Raw genomic sequence first — 17,232 nt, 5'->3', positions numbered from 1 at the left:
CGTTTTGTTTTTTACGCTTTAAAATATTACTTGATCAGGTCCAGGAATTCCTGTTCATCCAGAATCTCGATTGTTCCGATGTCCTGAGCTTTTTTCAGTTTACTTCCGGCCTTTTCGCCAACAACCAGATAATTCAGATTTTTAGAAACCGCCGAGATATTTTTGCCGCCGTGTTTTTCGACCATTTCTTCGGCAGCTTCGCGCGTAAATAAAGAAAGTTTTCCGGTGAAAAGGAAGGTTTTGTTTTCCAGAACAGTGCTTAAAACTTCATTGGAGCTTTCTCCTTTTTCCAATTGAACGCCGTAAGATTTCAGCCGTTCAATCATTAAAATATTTTCAGGATCATTAAAGAAATTCACAATACTTTCCGCAATTTTTCCGCCGATATCTTCTACCTGCATCAGTTCTTCTACGGTCGCATTTTTCAAGGCATCGATGGAGTCGAAATTTTTTGCCAGTTTCTTGGCAACTGTTTCTCCGACATGTTTAATTCCGATTCCGAACAGTACTTTTTCAAATGGAATTTCTTTTGATTTTTCAATTCCGTCAATAATATTCTGCGCTGATTTTTCGGCCATTCTTTCCAACGGAAGAATTTGTTCTTTTGTTAAAACATAGAAGTCTGCGGGATTTTCAACGAGTTTTGCGCGGTACAGCTGTTCGATGGTTTCTGCTCCTAAATTATCAATATTTAAAGCTTTTCGGGAAACGTAATGAATCATTCTCCCGATAACCTGTGGCGGACAGTGCAAATCATTCGGACAGAAATGAATCGCCTGATCTTCAATTCTCACCAATTCCGTTCCGCATTCGGGACAGTGCGTGATGTATTGGATTTCTTTGTTTTCGGGATTTCTTTTTTCTAAATTAATTCCTACAATTTTTGGAATAATTTCACCGCCTTTTTCAACATAAACAAAATCATGTTCATGCAAACCGAGTTTTTTTATAATATCTTCATTGTGTAAACTGGCTCTTTTGACGATGGTTCCAGCCAATAACACAGGTTTCAGATTCGCAACAGGCGTGATAGCACCGGTTCTTCCAACCTGATAAGTCACAGACCGTAATTCGGTTTCCACCTTTTCAGCTTTGAATTTGTAAGCCATAGCCCAACGCGGCGATTTGGCGGTGAAACCCAATTTTGACTGCTGCTGAATTGAATTTACTTTTAAAACAATTCCATCAATTTCAAAAGGAAGTTCATGCCGGTGCTGATCCCAATAATTAATGAAGTCTTTGATTTCATCTAAATTCTTACATAATCTTGCCTGCTCAGAAACGTTGAAACCCCATTTTCTAGCATTTTGCAAGAGTTCCCAATGTGTTGCTGCCGGAATTTCAGAAGAGATAAACTGATAAAGAACGGCTGAAAGTTTACGCTTGCTCACTTCTGCCGAATCCTGCATTTTCAAACTGCCGGACGCCGTATTTCTTGGATTCATAAATAAGTCCAAACCTTCTTCTTCGCGGCGGAGATTTATTTTATCAAAGTTTTTTCGGGTCAGATAAATTTCACCACGCATAAAAAACTGACGGGGAAAGTCGCCTTTCAGTGTTAAAGGAATATCTGAAATCGTTTTCACATTTGCTGTGATTTCGTCGCCCTGAAAACCATCGCCACGGGTGACCGCCTGTTTCAGTTTTCCATTTTCGTATAAAATAGAAATTGAAGCGCCGTCATATTTCAGTTCAGCTACAAATTCTACGGGTTCATCAATGGTTTTGATGATGCGTTTTTCCCAGTCTTCCAAATCATCGAAATCATAAGAATTATCCAAAGAATACATTCTGAATTGATGTTGAATCGTTGGGAAATTTTTAGTGATTTCGCCGCCAACACGCAAGGTAGGAGAGTTGGGATCGTAAAATTCTGGATGTGCTTTTTCCAACTCCTGAAGTTCTTTCAGCTTCAAATCAAATTCGAAATCTGAAATGGTAGCTTCATCTAAAATGTAGTAATTATAATTATGCTGATGAAGTTCCGCACGCAGTTCTTCTATTTTTTGCTGAATGTTTTCGGGCATCTTTTCAAAGGGTTTGTACAAAAATACTAAAACCTTTAAAACTTCTAATTGAATATTTATAATTTCATAATCATCTCCCAAATCAGTTGAAATAATTAACACTCAATTTCTTGATATTAAAAATATCTTCTTTACCATAACTAATTATACATCAGACAAAAATGAAAATTTTATTTTTTGGAAATGAAAAAAATGGAAAAAGATTGAAATGAATAGCGGAAAAACCAGAGATACGATGAAGTGAATATGCAGCAAAAAAATAAAGAAATTGCATCGATATTTTCCTTAATTTTATTTATCTAATATTTAACGATGCAGAAAAAAGATATTTTATTAATGAGTGGTGCTTTTTTGGTTGCTGCTGCGACGGGTTTTGGGACTCACGTGGGATTTAATGCTGTGCTGTTATTTGTATTGTCAGCAGTATCGTTGGTTCTGGTAGCGATGATTGTTGGAAAAGCTACGGAACAGCTTGGAAGCCGAATGGGACCTGCTGCGACGGGAGTTTTGCAATCTGCTTTAGGAAATTTACCAGAACTTTTTGTGTGTATTTTTGCTTTACGCGCAGGATTGGTTACGGTTGTGAAAGCAGCATTAATCGGCTCAATTCTGGGAAATTCGGTATTGGTATTCGGACTGGCGATTTTGTTTGGAGGTTTGAAAAATGGGCGGCAATATTTTCATTCAGAACCTCCAAAAATGAATGCTATTCTCATGATTTTGGCGTTTGCTGCGATGGCGGTTCCTACATTAACTTTCTATTTTCATACGCCGGCCGAAAGTCATATCAACATGCTGGATATCATTGTCTCGGTAGTTTTGCTGATTGTTTTTGGGGCTTTTTTGAGTTTTTCTATAAAAGGTGACACATCTGTAATTCCCAATGATGACACGGAAAAGCACGAAGCAAACTGGTCGATGCCCGTTACTTTAATTGTTTTGGCTGCTGCCGGAATTGGTGCTGCATTTGTATCGGATTGGTTTGTGGAGGCGCTGAAACCAGCGATGGATTCTTTAGGAATCAATGATGTTTTTGCTGGTTTAATCGTGGTTGCCATCGCCGGAAATGCCATTGAAAATTTGGTGGGAATTCAATTGGCTTTAAAAAATAAAGCAGATTACGCGGTGAGTGTGATTATGAATTCTTCGCTTCAAATTGCGCTGGTTGTTTATCCGCTGCTGATTTTAATTTCTTTCTTTTTGGGAGGCGCAATTCTGTCGTTCGTCCTGAGCCCGCTTTTGTTGGCTGCTTTAGCGCTTTCCGTTTTGGTAAGTGCGTTCATCGTATTTGATGGTGAAAGTATTTGGTTGGAAGGCGTTGCCTTAATTGGCCTTTATATTATTATTGCAGCGGCTTTCTGGTGGGGATAATTTCTATAAAAACAGTTGCCACAAAGTTACTTTTCTGACCTTCAAATCTTAATTTTCCTGAATAACTTAATGTTAAAAAAAAGTGCTTTTTTTTAAGACTTTTAAACATAAAAGGTTTACTGTTACTTTAGCGTAAAAAAACATTAAGTCCTTAAAACCAAAAACTTAATGGTGAAAATATCAGCATTAAGTTTTTGGTTTTAAAATGAAATCTGAAAGAGCAAAAACTAAAATTTATTTTAATAATTCAGTATTTCTCCAATTTTGTTAGCCAGTTTCTCCGCATTTGGAAGCATTTCTTTTTCCAAAACCAAATTAATAGGAACAGCCGGTAAATTCAAAGACCCCATCGCTTCAACCGGAGCATCTAAATATCGGAAACATTCCTTTGAAATTCGGTGTGCAAATGCTTCTGCAAAAGAATTATTGAGTTGTTCTTCCGTTAAAACCAGACATTTTCCGTGCAGTTTTGTGCGTTCAAAAACCAGTTTTTCATCCAAAGGAATTAAAGTTCGTAAGTCGATAATTTCGACTTTTCCTGCAAAAGTCTTTGCGGCTTCTTTTGCCCAATAAACGCCCATTCCGTAGGTGACGATGAGCATGGTTCTTCCTTTTTCAGTTTCATTTTTATCAGCTTCTAAAATAACATTTCCTTTTCCGAGAGGTAAAATATAATCTTCCGCAGGCTCGATTGTTTTCGCCTCTTCGGTTCCGGGAACTTTACTCCAGTACAACCCTTTGTGTTCCAGCATTACGACAGGATTTGGATCATAGAACGCCGCTTTTAACAATCCTTTGAAATCGGCTGCGTTGCTCGGATAAGCCACTTTAATTCCCTTAATATTGCATAAAATACTTTCGACGCTTCCGCTATGATAAGGTCCGCCACCACCGTAAGCACCGATCGGAACGCGAATGATATTGCTCACGGGGAATTTCCCGTTGCTTAAATAACACGATTTCGAAACTTCGGTAATCAACTGATTGATTCCTGGATAAATATAATCAGCGAACTGAACTTCCACAATCGGTTTCAAACCAACCGCGCTCATTCCGACCGTAGAACCTATAATATAAGCTTCCTGAATCGGGGTATTGAACACTCTTTTGTTTCCGAATTTTTTACCTAAAGTCACTGTTTCGCGGAATACGCCGCCAATTCTTTCACCAACATCCTGTCCATATAATAAAGCCTCGGGATGTTTCCACATGATTTCCTGAATGGCGTGAATGGCAGCATCGACCATTACAATTTTCTCCTGACCTTTCGGTTCTCTTTCGCCCACTTCCTCGGTGATTGGGGTAGGAGCGAAGACGTGATTGGTAACGGTTTCAGGTTTTGGATCTTCCGCTTCGATTGCTTTTTGAAAAGCCTGCTCGACTTCTAATCTGGCTTTCTTTTCTATCTGTTTTAAAAGATCTTCATCGCTTCCTTCTTCCAATAAACGTTTTCTTAAAAGATTTCCCGGATCTTTTGCGCGGTGTTTTTCTAAATCTTCTTCGTCACGGTAAAATTCCCGGCGAACGCCGGAAGTGTGATGACCGATGAGAACCGTACTCGCGCAAACCAACATCGGTTTTCTTTCTGTTCTCACAAAATCGACGGCTTTTTTCATGGCTTCGAAACTCGCTTCGAAATCGGTTCCGTCGACTTTCATTCTATTTAAACCTACAAATCCTGCTGCGAAATCATACGCATCGGAAGTTCGGGCTTCTTCTTTGGTTACCGAAATTCCCCATTCATTATCCTGAACCAGGAAAATAATCGGCAATTGATGAAGTGCGGCAAACTGAAAAGCTTCTGAAACTTCGCCTTCTGTGATTGAGTTGTCACCAAAACTGCAAACTACAACAGGATTTTGTTCGTATGTCTTTAAATTAAATTCCTGAATATATTTGATTCCCTGCGCAACTCCTGTGGTAGGAATTGCCTGCATTCCTGTTGCGGAACTTTGATGAATGATTTTCGGAAGGTTTTCTTCCCGACTCGATGGATGCGAATAATAAGAGCGTCCGCCAGAAAATGGATCGTCGGATTTTGCCAATAACTGCAACATCAATTGATAAGGTTCAAAACCTATTCCTAAAAGCAAACTTTCGTCGCGATAATAGGGCGAAACCCAGTCTTCTTTGGTGAGTTGATAAGCAGTAGCAAGCTGAATGGCCTCGTGACCGCGGGAAGTAGAGTGTACATATTTGCAAATATTCCTGTTTTCTTCGTAAACATCTGCAGTTGCTTTGGCAATCATCATGTGCCTGAATGCTTTCAGTAAAATCTCTTGAGAAACTTTTTGTTTTGTATCAATTTCCATAGTTAACAAAGATAAAAATTTTAATGGAAGGTGAAAAATATTAAATTTTAAAGCATCACTTTATGCCAGATTTATTTTCATTTAAATTAAAAATAATGTAAAATGAGAAGTTTATTTCAACTGTTTCTATCAGATTTTACACTTATTATAAATGATCGGTTTTTATTCTATAAATGTCTACGTTAAAAATAAAGAAATAAGTTCTATTTTCGAAAATTGCAACTTTTTTTTAAAGAAATTTTAGCCTAATTTTACCAAAATTCTTCTTCTACATGTTTTTAATCTTCGATACTGAAACGACCGGTTTACCTAAAAATTTCAACGCTCCGATTACCGATTCCGACAACTGGCCGAGAATGGTACAGATTGCATGGCAACTTCACGACAAGGAAGGTAATTTGATTGAAAATCAAGATTATATCATTAAACCTGAAGGGTACGATATTCCGTTTTCTTCTCAGAGAATCCATGGAATTTCCACTAAAATGGCCACTGAAGAAGGCCGTGATCTGAATGAAGTTTTACTGGAATTTAAAGAAGCTTTAAAGAAAGCACAAGTTGTTGTCGGGCACAATATCATTTTCGATTATAATATTGTAGGTGCTGAGTTTTTCAGGAAAGAAGTTGACAATAATTTGCAGGAAATTCCGTCCGCTGACACCATGAAATTGGGAACTGATTTTTGTCAACTTGGAGGTGGAAAAAGCGGAAGATACAAATCTCCGAAACTAACTGAACTTTACGAAAAGTTATACGACGAGAAATTTGATGAAGCGCATAATGCCGCAGCAGACGTAAACGCAACCGCGCAGGTCTTTTTCGAGATGATGCGGATTGGGATCATTCCGGCAGAAGCTTTGAAACTGGAAAGTTCAGAACTTCAGCATTACATCAACAGTCATCCGGTTGCCATCCGGCCATTTCCGATTGTTATCAGAAGACAGGTTGCTGATTCTAAGAAAAAGAAAAAAACCTCCTTTAACAATACGGATGAGATTGAAATCGGAAGTTATTTTAATTTCCACAATCACAGTATTTATTCATCCCTTCAGGCGTCATCGCATATTCATGAATTGATAAAAAGAGCGCTGGATAATAATTTTCCCGCTGTAGGCATCGTTGATTTAGGGAATATGATGGGCGCGTTTAAATTTATTTCTGAAGTTGAAAAAGCCAACGGTAACATTAAAAGAATATATCAAGAATATTTAGATAAAAAACAAAAAGCAGAAGAAGATGGCGTTGCATTTACAGATGCTGAACCCCGGAAAGAACCTTTAATCCCTATTATCGGTTGTGAGTTTTACCTGTCTGATCGTCCGGATCAAAAGCAGTTTACCAAAGATGATCCCGACCGCAGAACGAATATTGTGCTGTTGGCGAAAAATTTCAATGGCTATAAAAATCTGGCAAAACTATCGAGTTTAGGATATATCAACGGTTTTTATTTTGGTGTTCCGAGGATTTCTAAAAAGATGATTGCGGAACTGAAAGAAGATTTAATTGCCGTAACCGCAGGAACGATGGGAGATATTCCCAATGCAGTTTTAGAATTTGGAGAACAGAAAGGAGAGGAGATTTTTCAATGGTGGAAAAATACCTTTGGGGATGATTTTTATGTACAGCTTCAAAACCATGAAATTGAAGAAGAACATTATTTAAATGATGTGTTACTGAGCTTCGCGGAGAAATATGAAGTCAAAATTTTAGCTCAAAACGAAACCTTTTACACCGAAAAATCAGAGGCACATATTCAGGATATTTTATACTGTATTAAAGATGGCGAGAAATTGTCTTCACCGGTCGGAAAGGGTTTTGGTAAGAGAAGAGGTTTGCCTTCACACGAATATTACATTAAAAACACCGAGGAAATCAAACAGAGTTTCCGTGAATTCCCAGATGCTTTCGAAGCTTATGACGAGTTGGTGAGCAAATTTGAACCTTATACTCTAAAGCGAGATGTATTGCTACCGGAATTTGATATTCCTGAAATATTTCTAAGTGACGAAGATAAGGTTGACGGCGGCAAAAGAGGAGAAAATGCCTATTTAAGACATTTAACCTACGAAGGTGCCGAGAAAAGATATGACGAAATCACCGATGAAATAAGAGAAAGGCTGGATTTTGAATTAGAAGTTATTGCGAAAACCGGTTATCCGGGATATTTTTTGATTGTACAGGATTTCTGTAATGAAGCCCGGAAAATGGGCGTTTGGGTGGGTCCCGGTCGTGGTTCTGCGGCAGGTTCTGCGGTTGCATATTGTACCGGAATCACCAATGTTGATCCTATAAAATATGATTTGCTATTTGAGCGTTTTCTTAATCCTGAAAGGGTTTCGATGCCCGATATTGATATTGATTTTGATGATGAAGGACGTGATAAAATCATCAAATGGGTGGTTGATAAATATGGTAAAAGTAATGTTGCACAAATTATCACTTATTCGGTTTTGGGTGGGAAATCTGCGATAAAAGATGCTGGGAGGGTTTTAGATCTTCCGATTTTCGAGACCAATAATATTGCGAAATTAATCCCGCCATCACCGGGAATGAATATTGCAAAGGCATTTGCCAAATTTGAAAACCTCGCTCCTGAAGATAAAGTTTTGGCGCAGGAAATGAAAGATATTTTGGCCAATCCAAAAGATGAACGCTATGAAGTTCTTTCTGCCGCTCAGAAAATGGAAGGCTGTATTCGAAATACCGGAATCCATGCCTGTGGAGTGATTATTACGCCGGAAGATATTACGAATTTGGTGCCGATTACGATTGCGGCAAAAGATGCAGATATTTTGGTTTCGCAGTTCGATAACTCGGTGGCGGAAAGTGCCGGTTTGCTGAAAATGGACTTTTTGGGTCTGCGGACTTTAACTATCATTAAACACGCCATTAAACTCATTAAAGAAAAACACGGGATTGATATTGATCCGGATGCCATTCCTTTGGACGATGCGAAAACGTATCAGTTATTTAAAGAGGGAAGAACGGTTGGGATTTTCCAGTATGAAAGTCCGGGAATGCAAAAATATATGCGGGAACTGAAACCGACGGAATTTGCGGATTTAATTGCCATGAATGCTTTGTATCGGCCAGGTCCAATTAAATATATCCCAACATTTATTAATAGGAAAAATGGCGTAGAAGAAACCGTTTACGATTTAGAAGAAACCAAAGAATATCTGGAAGAAACCTACGGAATTACGGTTTATCAGGAACAGGTAATGTTGCTTTCTCAGAAACTGGCCAATTTTACCAAAGGTGAAGCCGATACTTTGCGTAAAGCGATGGGTAAAAAACAAAGAGATGTTCTGGATAAAATGTACCCGAAATTTCTGGAAGGTGGAAAAGTCAATAACCTTGATGAAACCAAACTCAATAAAATCTGGAAAGACTGGGAAGCCTTTGCAGAATATGCGTTCAACAAATCCCACTCTACCTGTTATGCTTTAATTGCCTACCAAACCGCTTATTTGAAAGCCAATTATCCGGCAGAATATATGGCAAGTGTGATGTCGAATAATATTAATAATACCAAACAAATTACTTTATTTATGGAGGATTGTAAAAGTATTGGTGTTGATGTTTTGGGTCCTGATGTAAATGAATCTCAATACGCTTTTGCGGTGAATGAAAAAGGCCAGATCCGGTTTGGACTGGGAGCTATTAAGGGAATTGGCGAAGGCCCGAGTGAAGCAATTGTTGCAGCGAGAAAAGAGGAACGGTATAAGAATATCTATGATTTCTTTGAAAAAATCCCTTCTTCACAAATGAATAAAAGAGTCGCGGAAAGTTTGGTAATTGCAGGTGCTTTTGATGAAGTCGACCGCTATCACCGTGCACAGTATTTCGACATCGATACTTCTGGGAAAACCAATATAGAAAGGTTATTACGGTACGGTTACAGTTTTCAGGACAGTAAAAATGAGATCGAGAATTCCCTGTTTGCCGACTTTGCCGATGAAGTAAAAATCGAGCAGCCCAAAATAAATCCTGCACCGGAATGGCAAAATATGCATAAACTTAACAAAGAAAAAGAAATTATCGGATTCTATCTTTCTGCGCACCCTCTGGATGAATACAAATATCAGTTTCAATTTTTGCAGGGAGCTTTGAGTAAGAAAGAAATTTTAGAAGGTAAAAAAGATGAAACGTTGGAACTCGAAAAAGTAATCTTACCGGTTGAAGTTTCGGAGATTGATGATTCAGACGACGATTTGGTAGATCTTTCTGCTGAAATATTAGATGGTGAAGAGGACGCTTTAATCGAAGAACCTACCAAAATAGTAGAGCCGCGGGGGAATTTTAATTTTTTAAATTTAGATGAAATTGAAAATTTTAAGAACACCGTTTTTGCCAATCAGCCGGATTTATTTAATAATGATAAATTAAACTGGAAGGAAAAACAAGCCCTGAAAAACAATACACCCGAGTATATGGTTGCCGGTTTGATAACCGAATACAGTATTCGGGATGGGAGAAATAGTGGTGAAAAAGTTGCTTTTCTTTTGCTGGAAGATTACAGCGGAAGTTATTCTTTCCGTTTAGGAGACAGGGATTACATGAAATTCAGAGACAAAATCGATGTCCAGAGGTTTATTATTTTTAAAATTAAATTTTCACAGGCCAATGACGGGCGGGTTTTCGTGAATGTCTCAGAGGTTATTGACCTTAAAGAAGCATTTGAAAAGTTTGCAAAGAAAATGACCGTTGTAGTTGATGTCAATGATTTACGGAAAGAAGATATCGAATTTTTCAGAAATCAGTTTGATGAACATAAAGGTGAGCAAAAACTTAATTTTTTTATTAAAAATCCGGAGGACGAAAGTCAAATTGAACTTATGAGTATGCAAACCATGATTCAGGTTAATGGAGAATTACTCGAAGTATTTAATGAAACTCAGAAATATCAGATTTTTCTCAATTAGATATATTTTCACCTATTTAACTGAAGAATATTATTAACTAAAATGAAGCAGAAACAGAAGCTCTGTTATAATGATCCTGTTTTTCACGATAATTTTGAAATTAATATTTGATGGCATATTAGGCTTTTGTATGTTTTTTTTCAAATCATAACAGTATTAGATTATTGATAACAATCTATTATGCTGCAATTATTTGGTTTTAATTAAAATTAGTGTTAATTTCGTGTAAACACAAATACCATGAAAAATAAAATAATTGTATACGATCTGCAAAGATTGTATTTAGAACGTACCCGTTGTTTTCTAGACGAATACGGTATCACAAAAAAATATAATTTTGAAGGAGTAATGGATTTCGATCATCTCGAGGATCAAATCCTTGAAAAAGACAGCATTTTAATTATCAATACTTTAGGATTAAGCCTTACAGATGTTAATGAAAGTATCGAGAACTTTCTTCATTTAAATCCATCGCTTAAAATAATAATTCATTCTGCCAGTGCCGAAGTTCGATCTATTAAAAAGTTTTTTGACAAAGGGATAAAATGTTATTTTGGTCGCGATACAAGCAGTACCGAATTTCTGGAAGGAATTACTCAGGTGATTGACGGAAAAATTTTCGTGAGTGATGATGCAAAAAGCGCGCTCCTAAATTTTATCTGCAATATTGATGAAGAAGACGAAAAAAAACACAACTTAGCCGAAGAACTTACTGCCAGAGAAAAAGATGTTCTGATCTTAATCTGTGAAGGGCTGCGCTCTAAAGAAATTGCAGAAAAACTATTCATCAGCGCCCATACCGTAGAGTCCCACCGAAGAAATATGATGCTCAAGTTCAACCTCAACAGTTCTTCTAAATTAATGAAATTTGCCTTAGAAAATAAATTGGTTGTCTTTTAACTTCAAATATTAGAATAGAAAAAGCAGATCATATTGATCTGCTTTTTACTTTAAAAAATTAAGGATGAGTACATGAATTCCTTTTAAAATCTTATTCCCAATCAGGCATTTCTGCAGCGCTGAATAATAATGTTCGGGACGATGTATTATTCAGTGTATTGAGTGGTATTTTGTAGATGCTTTTCTCAGAAATCCCATCATTGGAAGTGTTCATAAAAATAATTTCAGCATCATTAGGTGAAAATCTAGGGTCTAAATCATTTGAGCCAAGAGGTTTTTCACTTAAAAGAGAAATGTCCGTAGAAACATTTGTGGTTAGATTATAAAGGAAAATATGTGAATCCAATTGTCTGTGATTTAGATTTTCGTATCCAGAGATATCTCTTGTAAAAATAAGTTTATCACCGGCAATAGAAAAATTTAATCCCCCAGCAGCACCTGTCTGTCCGGTTAGAATGGTCTGCAGAATATTTCCCAAAGGATCGATAATGAAAATTTTGGCATTGTAGCCATTAACATCATTTGTCTTTAAAGCTATTTTTGATCCGTCATTGCTCCAGTCGCATTCGGTAATAAAATTTCCGTCGGTTGTGGTGTAAACTAAAGTTAATCCACTTCCGTCTTTATTTATTTTATACAGTTTATTAAAACTAGGGTACAACAGTTCGCTCCCATTCGTACTCCAACTGAAATCTAAATCTTCGTAATTATATCCTAATACCGGTTGAGTGGTAGTTACCTGTTTCAAATTAGAACCATCTTTTTTGGCGGTAAAAATTTGAGTGGTTCCTGCAACAGTTCGCAGGAATGCAACTAAGCCCGCATCATTATTCAACTTAGGCCTCCAGCTGTTCACAGAATTTGGCGTAAACTGAAAATTCTGACCAGCTTCATTGCTGGAAACTATATAATAATTAGAACCTGCTTTTTTGACGTAATGAAATCTGTTGTTCGGAGTATCTGAAACTTTAAATTGCTGAATTGCACTATAAACAGGAGTATTCACTGTATCATCCGCTACGACTTGCCAGAAATAAGTGACTCCAAAAATTAAATTATCTAGAACATAATTTTTAGTTTTAATATTATCTTTCTCGAAGACAATATTGTTTAAACTGTTTTTTACGATAATTTTAAATTTTAATTTTAAGGAATCTCCAGCATCAGGATCAGTGCTGCTCCAGGTAAGGTTTACCGAAGTAGGTTGATCCACTGACTGATCCACTGGAGTTAATAAAATTGGGACTGAAGGGGGTGAGTTTAAAGAATTATCATCTGACATTTCAAAAACAACACTTATCCCATCTTGTGTTTTCACATTCACTCCTTGAAATGTAGATAAATAACCGGTGAGTTCTGCTTTTAAAGAATAATCTCCTAGCGGGACATTGTCTAATATAAATGTGCCGTCTGTTTTAGTAAAAACAGTTTGAGTAGTCGGAGACGTATATATTTTCACATTAGACAGCGGAGCATTGCTTCCTTTTTTAACGACCTTTCCCGTAATCGTGCCTGTTGTTACTTTCCCTACCAATTCTTCTCTACACGAAATGCAGAAAAGAAACAGTAAAGATCCTAATAAAGAATATAATAGCGTTTTCATGGTTTTATTTTTTTGGATTGAGTTTTTTGGCCTGGTCAAAATAATAGTTAATTCCAATACCAATATGAAAGGTCTGATCTTTTCGTTTACCATTGACAAAATCATCCCAGGTATCATCAAATCCCATATCATACTGAGCATTGAGTCTAAAAGCGAGATTGTTTCCCAGCAAGTACTCCAGGCCGCCCCCAAATTGATATTTAAAGAAATTTTTGCCATGATACATCGATCCAAGACCGGCGTAAGCGTAAGGAGAAAAGCTAAACTTTGGCAGCAAAAGATATTCGAGATTGAGATCGGTGTACATAAAGTTATGTTTAACGATTCCTGTATTTTCTAATTTTTCATAACCGACACTCACTTCAGCGTTCACATGATCGTTAAAAAAATATTTGAATCCTGCTTTTCCGCCGATATTCATTTTAGCATCGGTATAATCACCTTTGATATAATCCCCGTTAGCCATTACCAATATAGATGCCCGAGTCCGTTCTTTATCAGAAAACTTATTTCCCACCAACTGATTGGTATTTTGTTCTTTTTCTGCATGATATTTTTGAAGAAGATCTTTTAATTCTTTTTCATGAACTTTTTCTATTCGAAACGTTCCATCTTCAACACTTTCTAAAATTAATGTATAGACGGCTTTTTCTATCGCCTGAGTAACAGCTAAACTTACAGGCTCGTTTTGCGTGAAGCCCATTTCAGCCTCCAGGATCCGGTCAGTGTCGATATACCGGAAAAAGCTTCCGTTGATGGTAGTTGAGAGAATGTTTTTGGAAGTATAAATGGTCTTAAGTATTTCGCCCGTCATGCTCGAGACCACGCGCAGATAAACTGTCACGCGATCTTGCCGGTACTGAGTTCCGCCACCGACTCCAAAATAACGCGCACCTATTCCGCCCGTCATTACATTGGAATCATAGGAAACTATTCCTCCTTCTAAAAGGATTCCGGCGTAGAGTAGAGGTGGAAGCTGGTCGCTGATAATCGTTTTTCCGTCGGTTGCAACTTCATATTCTTTTCTGGTAGATCTGATAATTTGTCGTTCATTTAAAAGATTTCCAATATTTTCTCTTTCAATGGGACGGAACCATTTAGAATCCTCTAAAGCCTTCAGTAAAATAGAGGTGGTTCCTTGTGGGATAGCAGTGCTCCAATTGCTGCCATTTTCTGCCATTTTGTACTGACCGGTTTGGTCTTTGAATTTATAGACTCCAATGACAATTTTTTCTTCCGGTGCAGGTAATTCTTTGAGCTGTTTGGTATAGGGAGTCATTTCTCCCAATGTAGATTTATCTCCCTCGGCGGGCAGATTCATCATTGTACCACAGCTGTTCATTACCCCTAGCAAGAAGAGCAGGAGTAAAATTTTGATTGTTAATAAAGTTTTCATGATATTAATTCTTAGTTCGGGATTATGATCTCTGACTGCTCACCTGTTGATGTATTTAAAATTCTTACTATTAATCCTTTGTCAGACTGTGTAACTTGTACGTACATTGAACCGAAAGTGTAATTTCCCGGTTTTAAATTTCCATCTCCGAATTGATTTCCGAAGAGTTTTTGAGACAGTTGACTCAATAACTGCCGATTGAGACTTTCAGTGAAACTATCCAGCGAGCTCAGTGAATTAAAAGCTGAAGTGTTACCTTTGAATTGATTTTGGGAAGCAGCTGAACTTAAAAGCCATTGGTAATTAAAAGTATCACCACCAAAAGCTGGATTTACTGGCTTGTACACAAACTGCTGTGCACTTACTAAACCTGTTCCCAGGAGTAAATATAAAATAAGTGTTTTCATAGGAAATATTTTTTATGTTAATAAATAAAACCTTTATCATTTACCTGACGGTCGTGATCATATGCTATCAGACCTGCAACAGTCTGTTGTACGGCATCATCTAAATAATCATCTTCTGGCCGGGCCATAAAGGAGAGAATGTTTTCATCATTTGCGAAAATCTGAAGCATCATATTTGTTCCTGTTGAAGGAAGTTCTGCAATACGTACTCTGAATCCAAATTTGATATCATTCAACATTAATACAGAAAATAGCTTTCGGTAAAACTCATCACCAATTCTGGTTTTAGAATCATTAATAACCAAACTGGTCATCATCATATTTTCTTCGTTTGTTGTTTTCTCATAAGAGACTGCATTTTTGAAATTTTTCGAATTCATTTCCAAACTGTCTTTCGCAATAACTTTTGCAGTTTTTTCATCTTTAATAAAAAGATAAACTTTCAGTGCGTCATCTTTATTAGCATTAATAGAAATTTCCGAAAGAACTTTTGTTTCTTTCGGAAGAAGGGTAAATTTATTTTCTTGTTTTGAAGAAGACATGTTTTTTCCTTTGTCTTTTTTAACTGCAAGAAAGATATAATTCAGTGAGCGGAAAACTTCACTTTGATTTTGAACCACTGCTTTTAAATTGAATGCACCTTCAACGTCGTGAGTTTCAATTTTTGCAATTACTTTATTGAGATCCTGCGCATGAGATTTAATTCCACAAAAAATGAGGAACATAAGACTGATGCTTTTACAAATATTTTTCATCCTTTTATTTTTAAAATTAATAGTGTCGCACAAAAATCATTTTATCGTTCGTTTTTAGATTAATCTGCATTTCCTTTGAATTACTATTGTTACCGGTGACATCAATATAATTATTGTTGCCTTCTATATTTACTTTCTGTTTATTATCTAAATTAGGATTCGTATTCGTCATTAGTGTGGTGTTAAAGTCACCAGTTTGCCGAATCATTAAGTCGCTTCTTTTACTTTTGTCATAAACCATTGCGGTGTTATTATTTCCTAATTGAGTCACTGAACTTCTTGAAATGAGGGAAATATCCTTTGCCGGTGCACTAATTATACTTAATGCATTTAAACTGTTGATTTCACTAAAATCGATTTTTTGTGCATTAATTAAAAAACAGAAAAGAATCGCAATGATTAGGAATATATTTTTCATGATATTATTTTTGGATAAAAGGGAGAAACTATTCAATAGTTTCTCCCACAGGATGAATTAATATCAGATGGTTAAGAGTTATTAACAACCATGACCTCCTGAGTTTGTTGGGCATTTTACTGGTGGCATATGTGGATTTAATACTACACCTCCGCCAGGATTACTATCTTGTAAAACAGTAATTTTGTTGTCGCATCCTATTTGAGAATCAAGTGAATAGTGGCTGTTTCCTATTTGAGTTTGGCTGATGGTATTTCTATCACCAATCTGGGAAGCAATTGCTTTGTTGTAATTACCGGTTTGACTTTGGGTAATTTTATTATCATAACCTAGCTGTGTTGCATAAGCGTCATTATCATATCCATTTTGGTTTTGGGAAATATTATTGTTAGCCCCTCTTTGCGATGCATCAGCATCATTTTTATTCCCTTTTTGTGTTTGAGTAACTTTGTTATCATTACCTTCCTGGTTGGAATTTGCATCGTTATCATCTCCTGTTTGGGTTTGAGTCGCCTCGTTACGTTTACCAACTTGCATTGCATAAGCAGAGTTATCATCACCTTTTTGGTTTTGATTCACTTTGTTAAATTCACCGTACTGTTTTGTAGTTGCCTCGTTACTATCACCTAATTGTGAAGCTATATTGCTGTTGTAATTGCCACTTTGGTAAACGGTTTCGTGATTTTTGTCACCAATACTGGATGTTGCATTTTTGTTCTCTTTACCGTACTGGGTAACTTTAGCATCATTTTTATCTCCCCACTGAAGGATTCCATTAGCGTTTTTGTATCCATGTTGACCAACGTTTGCGGTATTGAAGTCTCCCCATTGCGTTGTTACATCGGTGTTTTGTTGTGCATTCATAAATGCCACTGCCATAAGTGCGAAAGCACTTGCTAGTAATTTTTTCATGATTAAAAATTTTTGGTTAGTTTGTAATACAAATGTATATCGATTCTGAAGCGAAAAAACCACCGATAAAAATGAAATTTCCTAATTGGATGAAAAGTATGAGGAACATAGTTAATACACCTATAAAAAAATGGGGTATTTACGCAAATCGGTTTTAGAAAGCCCGGAAATGAAAAAAGTTAAAATTTCTTAAATAGGATTGCAGA

General features: G+C 36.7%; 11 protein-coding genes. 3 read left to right on the top strand and 8 right to left on the bottom strand.

What is annotated here, in order from left to right; all coding sequences use genetic code 11:
• Positions 1-26 precede the first annotated feature (26 nt).
• Positions 27-2,027, bottom strand: a complete 2,001-nt coding sequence (gene ligA, locus QF004_RS01640; protein ID WP_307422171.1) for an NAD-dependent DNA ligase LigA — start codon at positions 2,025-2,027, stop codon at positions 27-29.
• Positions 2,028-2,339: 312 nt separating this feature from the next.
• On the opposite strand from ligA, the gene cax reads away from it, so the two are divergent.
• Complete coding sequence (gene cax / locus QF004_RS01635) at positions 2,340-3,398, top strand: calcium/proton exchanger (RefSeq protein WP_307422092.1); 1,059 nt, start codon at positions 2,340-2,342, stop codon at positions 3,396-3,398.
• 239 nt (positions 3,399-3,637) lie between these two features.
• Here cax and QF004_RS01630 read toward each other — a convergent pair whose 3' ends face one another.
• Positions 3,638-5,710 (bottom strand): thiamine pyrophosphate-dependent enzyme, encoded by a 2,073-nt coding sequence (locus QF004_RS01630; protein ID WP_307422090.1) that lies wholly within the window; start codon positions 5,708-5,710, stop codon positions 3,638-3,640.
• Between the two features lie 272 nt (positions 5,711-5,982).
• On the opposite strand from QF004_RS01630, the gene dnaE reads away from it, so the two are divergent.
• Positions 5,983-10,635, top strand: coding sequence for a DNA polymerase III subunit alpha (gene dnaE, locus QF004_RS01625; protein WP_307422089.1), 4,653 nt, complete (start codon positions 5,983-5,985; stop codon positions 10,633-10,635).
• A gap of 240 nt (positions 10,636-10,875) precedes the next feature.
• Positions 10,876-11,535 (top strand): response regulator transcription factor, encoded by a 660-nt coding sequence (locus QF004_RS01620; RefSeq protein WP_133440604.1) that lies wholly within the window; start codon positions 10,876-10,878, stop codon positions 11,533-11,535.
• A gap of 91 nt (positions 11,536-11,626) precedes the next feature.
• Here the strand turns inward: QF004_RS01620 and QF004_RS01615 are convergent, their stop codons facing one another.
• The 6 genes from QF004_RS01615 to QF004_RS01590 form a co-directional block, all read right to left on the bottom strand.
• Positions 11,627-13,138 carry a carboxypeptidase-like regulatory domain-containing protein gene (locus QF004_RS01615; RefSeq protein ID WP_307422087.1) on the bottom strand — a complete coding sequence of 504 codons (1,512 nt, stop codon included), beginning with the start codon at positions 13,136-13,138 and terminating at the stop codon, positions 11,627-11,629.
• 4 nt (positions 13,139-13,142) lie between these two features.
• Positions 13,143-14,534 (bottom strand): CsgG/HfaB family protein, encoded by a 1,392-nt coding sequence (locus QF004_RS01610; RefSeq protein ID WP_307422085.1) that lies wholly within the window; start codon positions 14,532-14,534, stop codon positions 13,143-13,145.
• An 11-nt stretch (positions 14,535-14,545) separates the two neighbouring features.
• Positions 14,546-14,941 carry a curli production assembly/transport component CsgF gene (locus QF004_RS01605; protein WP_133440601.1) on the bottom strand — a complete coding sequence of 132 codons (396 nt, stop codon included), beginning with the start codon at positions 14,939-14,941 and terminating at the stop codon, positions 14,546-14,548.
• 17 nt (positions 14,942-14,958) lie between these two features.
• Complete coding sequence (locus tag QF004_RS01600) at positions 14,959-15,696, bottom strand: CsgE family curli-type amyloid fiber assembly protein (protein WP_133440600.1); 738 nt, start codon at positions 15,694-15,696, stop codon at positions 14,959-14,961.
• A 16-nt stretch (positions 15,697-15,712) separates the two neighbouring features.
• Entirely contained in the window at positions 15,713-16,114 is a 402-nt protein-coding gene (locus tag QF004_RS01595; RefSeq protein ID WP_307422080.1) for a hypothetical protein, read from the bottom strand.
• Between the two features lie 81 nt (positions 16,115-16,195).
• Positions 16,196-17,026, bottom strand: coding sequence for a curlin (locus QF004_RS01590; RefSeq protein ID WP_133440598.1), 831 nt, complete (start codon positions 17,024-17,026; stop codon positions 16,196-16,198).
• Between the last annotated feature and the right edge of the window lie 206 nt (positions 17,027-17,232).

It is taken from the genome of Chryseobacterium sp. MDT2-18 (genome assembly GCF_030815285.1).
Lineage (GTDB): Bacteria > Bacteroidota > Bacteroidia > Flavobacteriales > Weeksellaceae > Kaistella > Kaistella salivictor.
Note: the sequence above shows the minus strand (reverse complement) of the source record. Positions and strands in the feature narration are given on the sequence as shown.

Excerpts from the sequence above, each read along its gene's own strand:
- ligA (WP_307422171.1), bottom strand. The coding sequence starts at position 2,027 with ATGCCCGAAAACATTCAGCAAAAAATAGAAGAACTGCGTGCGGAACTT.
- cax (WP_307422092.1), top strand. The coding sequence starts at position 2,340 with ATGCAGAAAAAAGATATTTTATTAATGAGTGGTGCTTTTTTGGTTGCT.
- QF004_RS01630 (WP_307422090.1), bottom strand. The coding sequence starts at position 5,710 with ATGGAAATTGATACAAAACAAAAAGTTTCTCAAGAGATTTTACTGAAA.
- dnaE (WP_307422089.1), top strand. The coding sequence starts at position 5,983 with ATGTTTTTAATCTTCGATACTGAAACGACCGGTTTACCTAAAAATTTC.
- QF004_RS01620 (WP_133440604.1), top strand. The coding sequence starts at position 10,876 with ATGAAAAATAAAATAATTGTATACGATCTGCAAAGATTGTATTTAGAA.
- QF004_RS01615 (WP_307422087.1), bottom strand. The coding sequence starts at position 13,138 with ATGAAAACGCTATTATATTCTTTATTAGGATCTTTACTGTTTCTTTTC.
- QF004_RS01610 (WP_307422085.1), bottom strand. The coding sequence starts at position 14,534 with ATGAAAACTTTATTAACAATCAAAATTTTACTCCTGCTCTTCTTGCTA.
- QF004_RS01605 (WP_133440601.1), bottom strand. The coding sequence starts at position 14,941 with ATGAAAACACTTATTTTATATTTACTCCTGGGAACAGGTTTAGTAAGT.
- QF004_RS01600 (WP_133440600.1), bottom strand. The coding sequence starts at position 15,696 with ATGAAAAATATTTGTAAAAGCATCAGTCTTATGTTCCTCATTTTTTGT.
- QF004_RS01595 (WP_307422080.1), bottom strand. The coding sequence starts at position 16,114 with ATGAAAAATATATTCCTAATCATTGCGATTCTTTTCTGTTTTTTAATT.
- QF004_RS01590 (WP_133440598.1), bottom strand. The coding sequence starts at position 17,026 with ATGAAAAAATTACTAGCAAGTGCTTTCGCACTTATGGCAGTGGCATTT.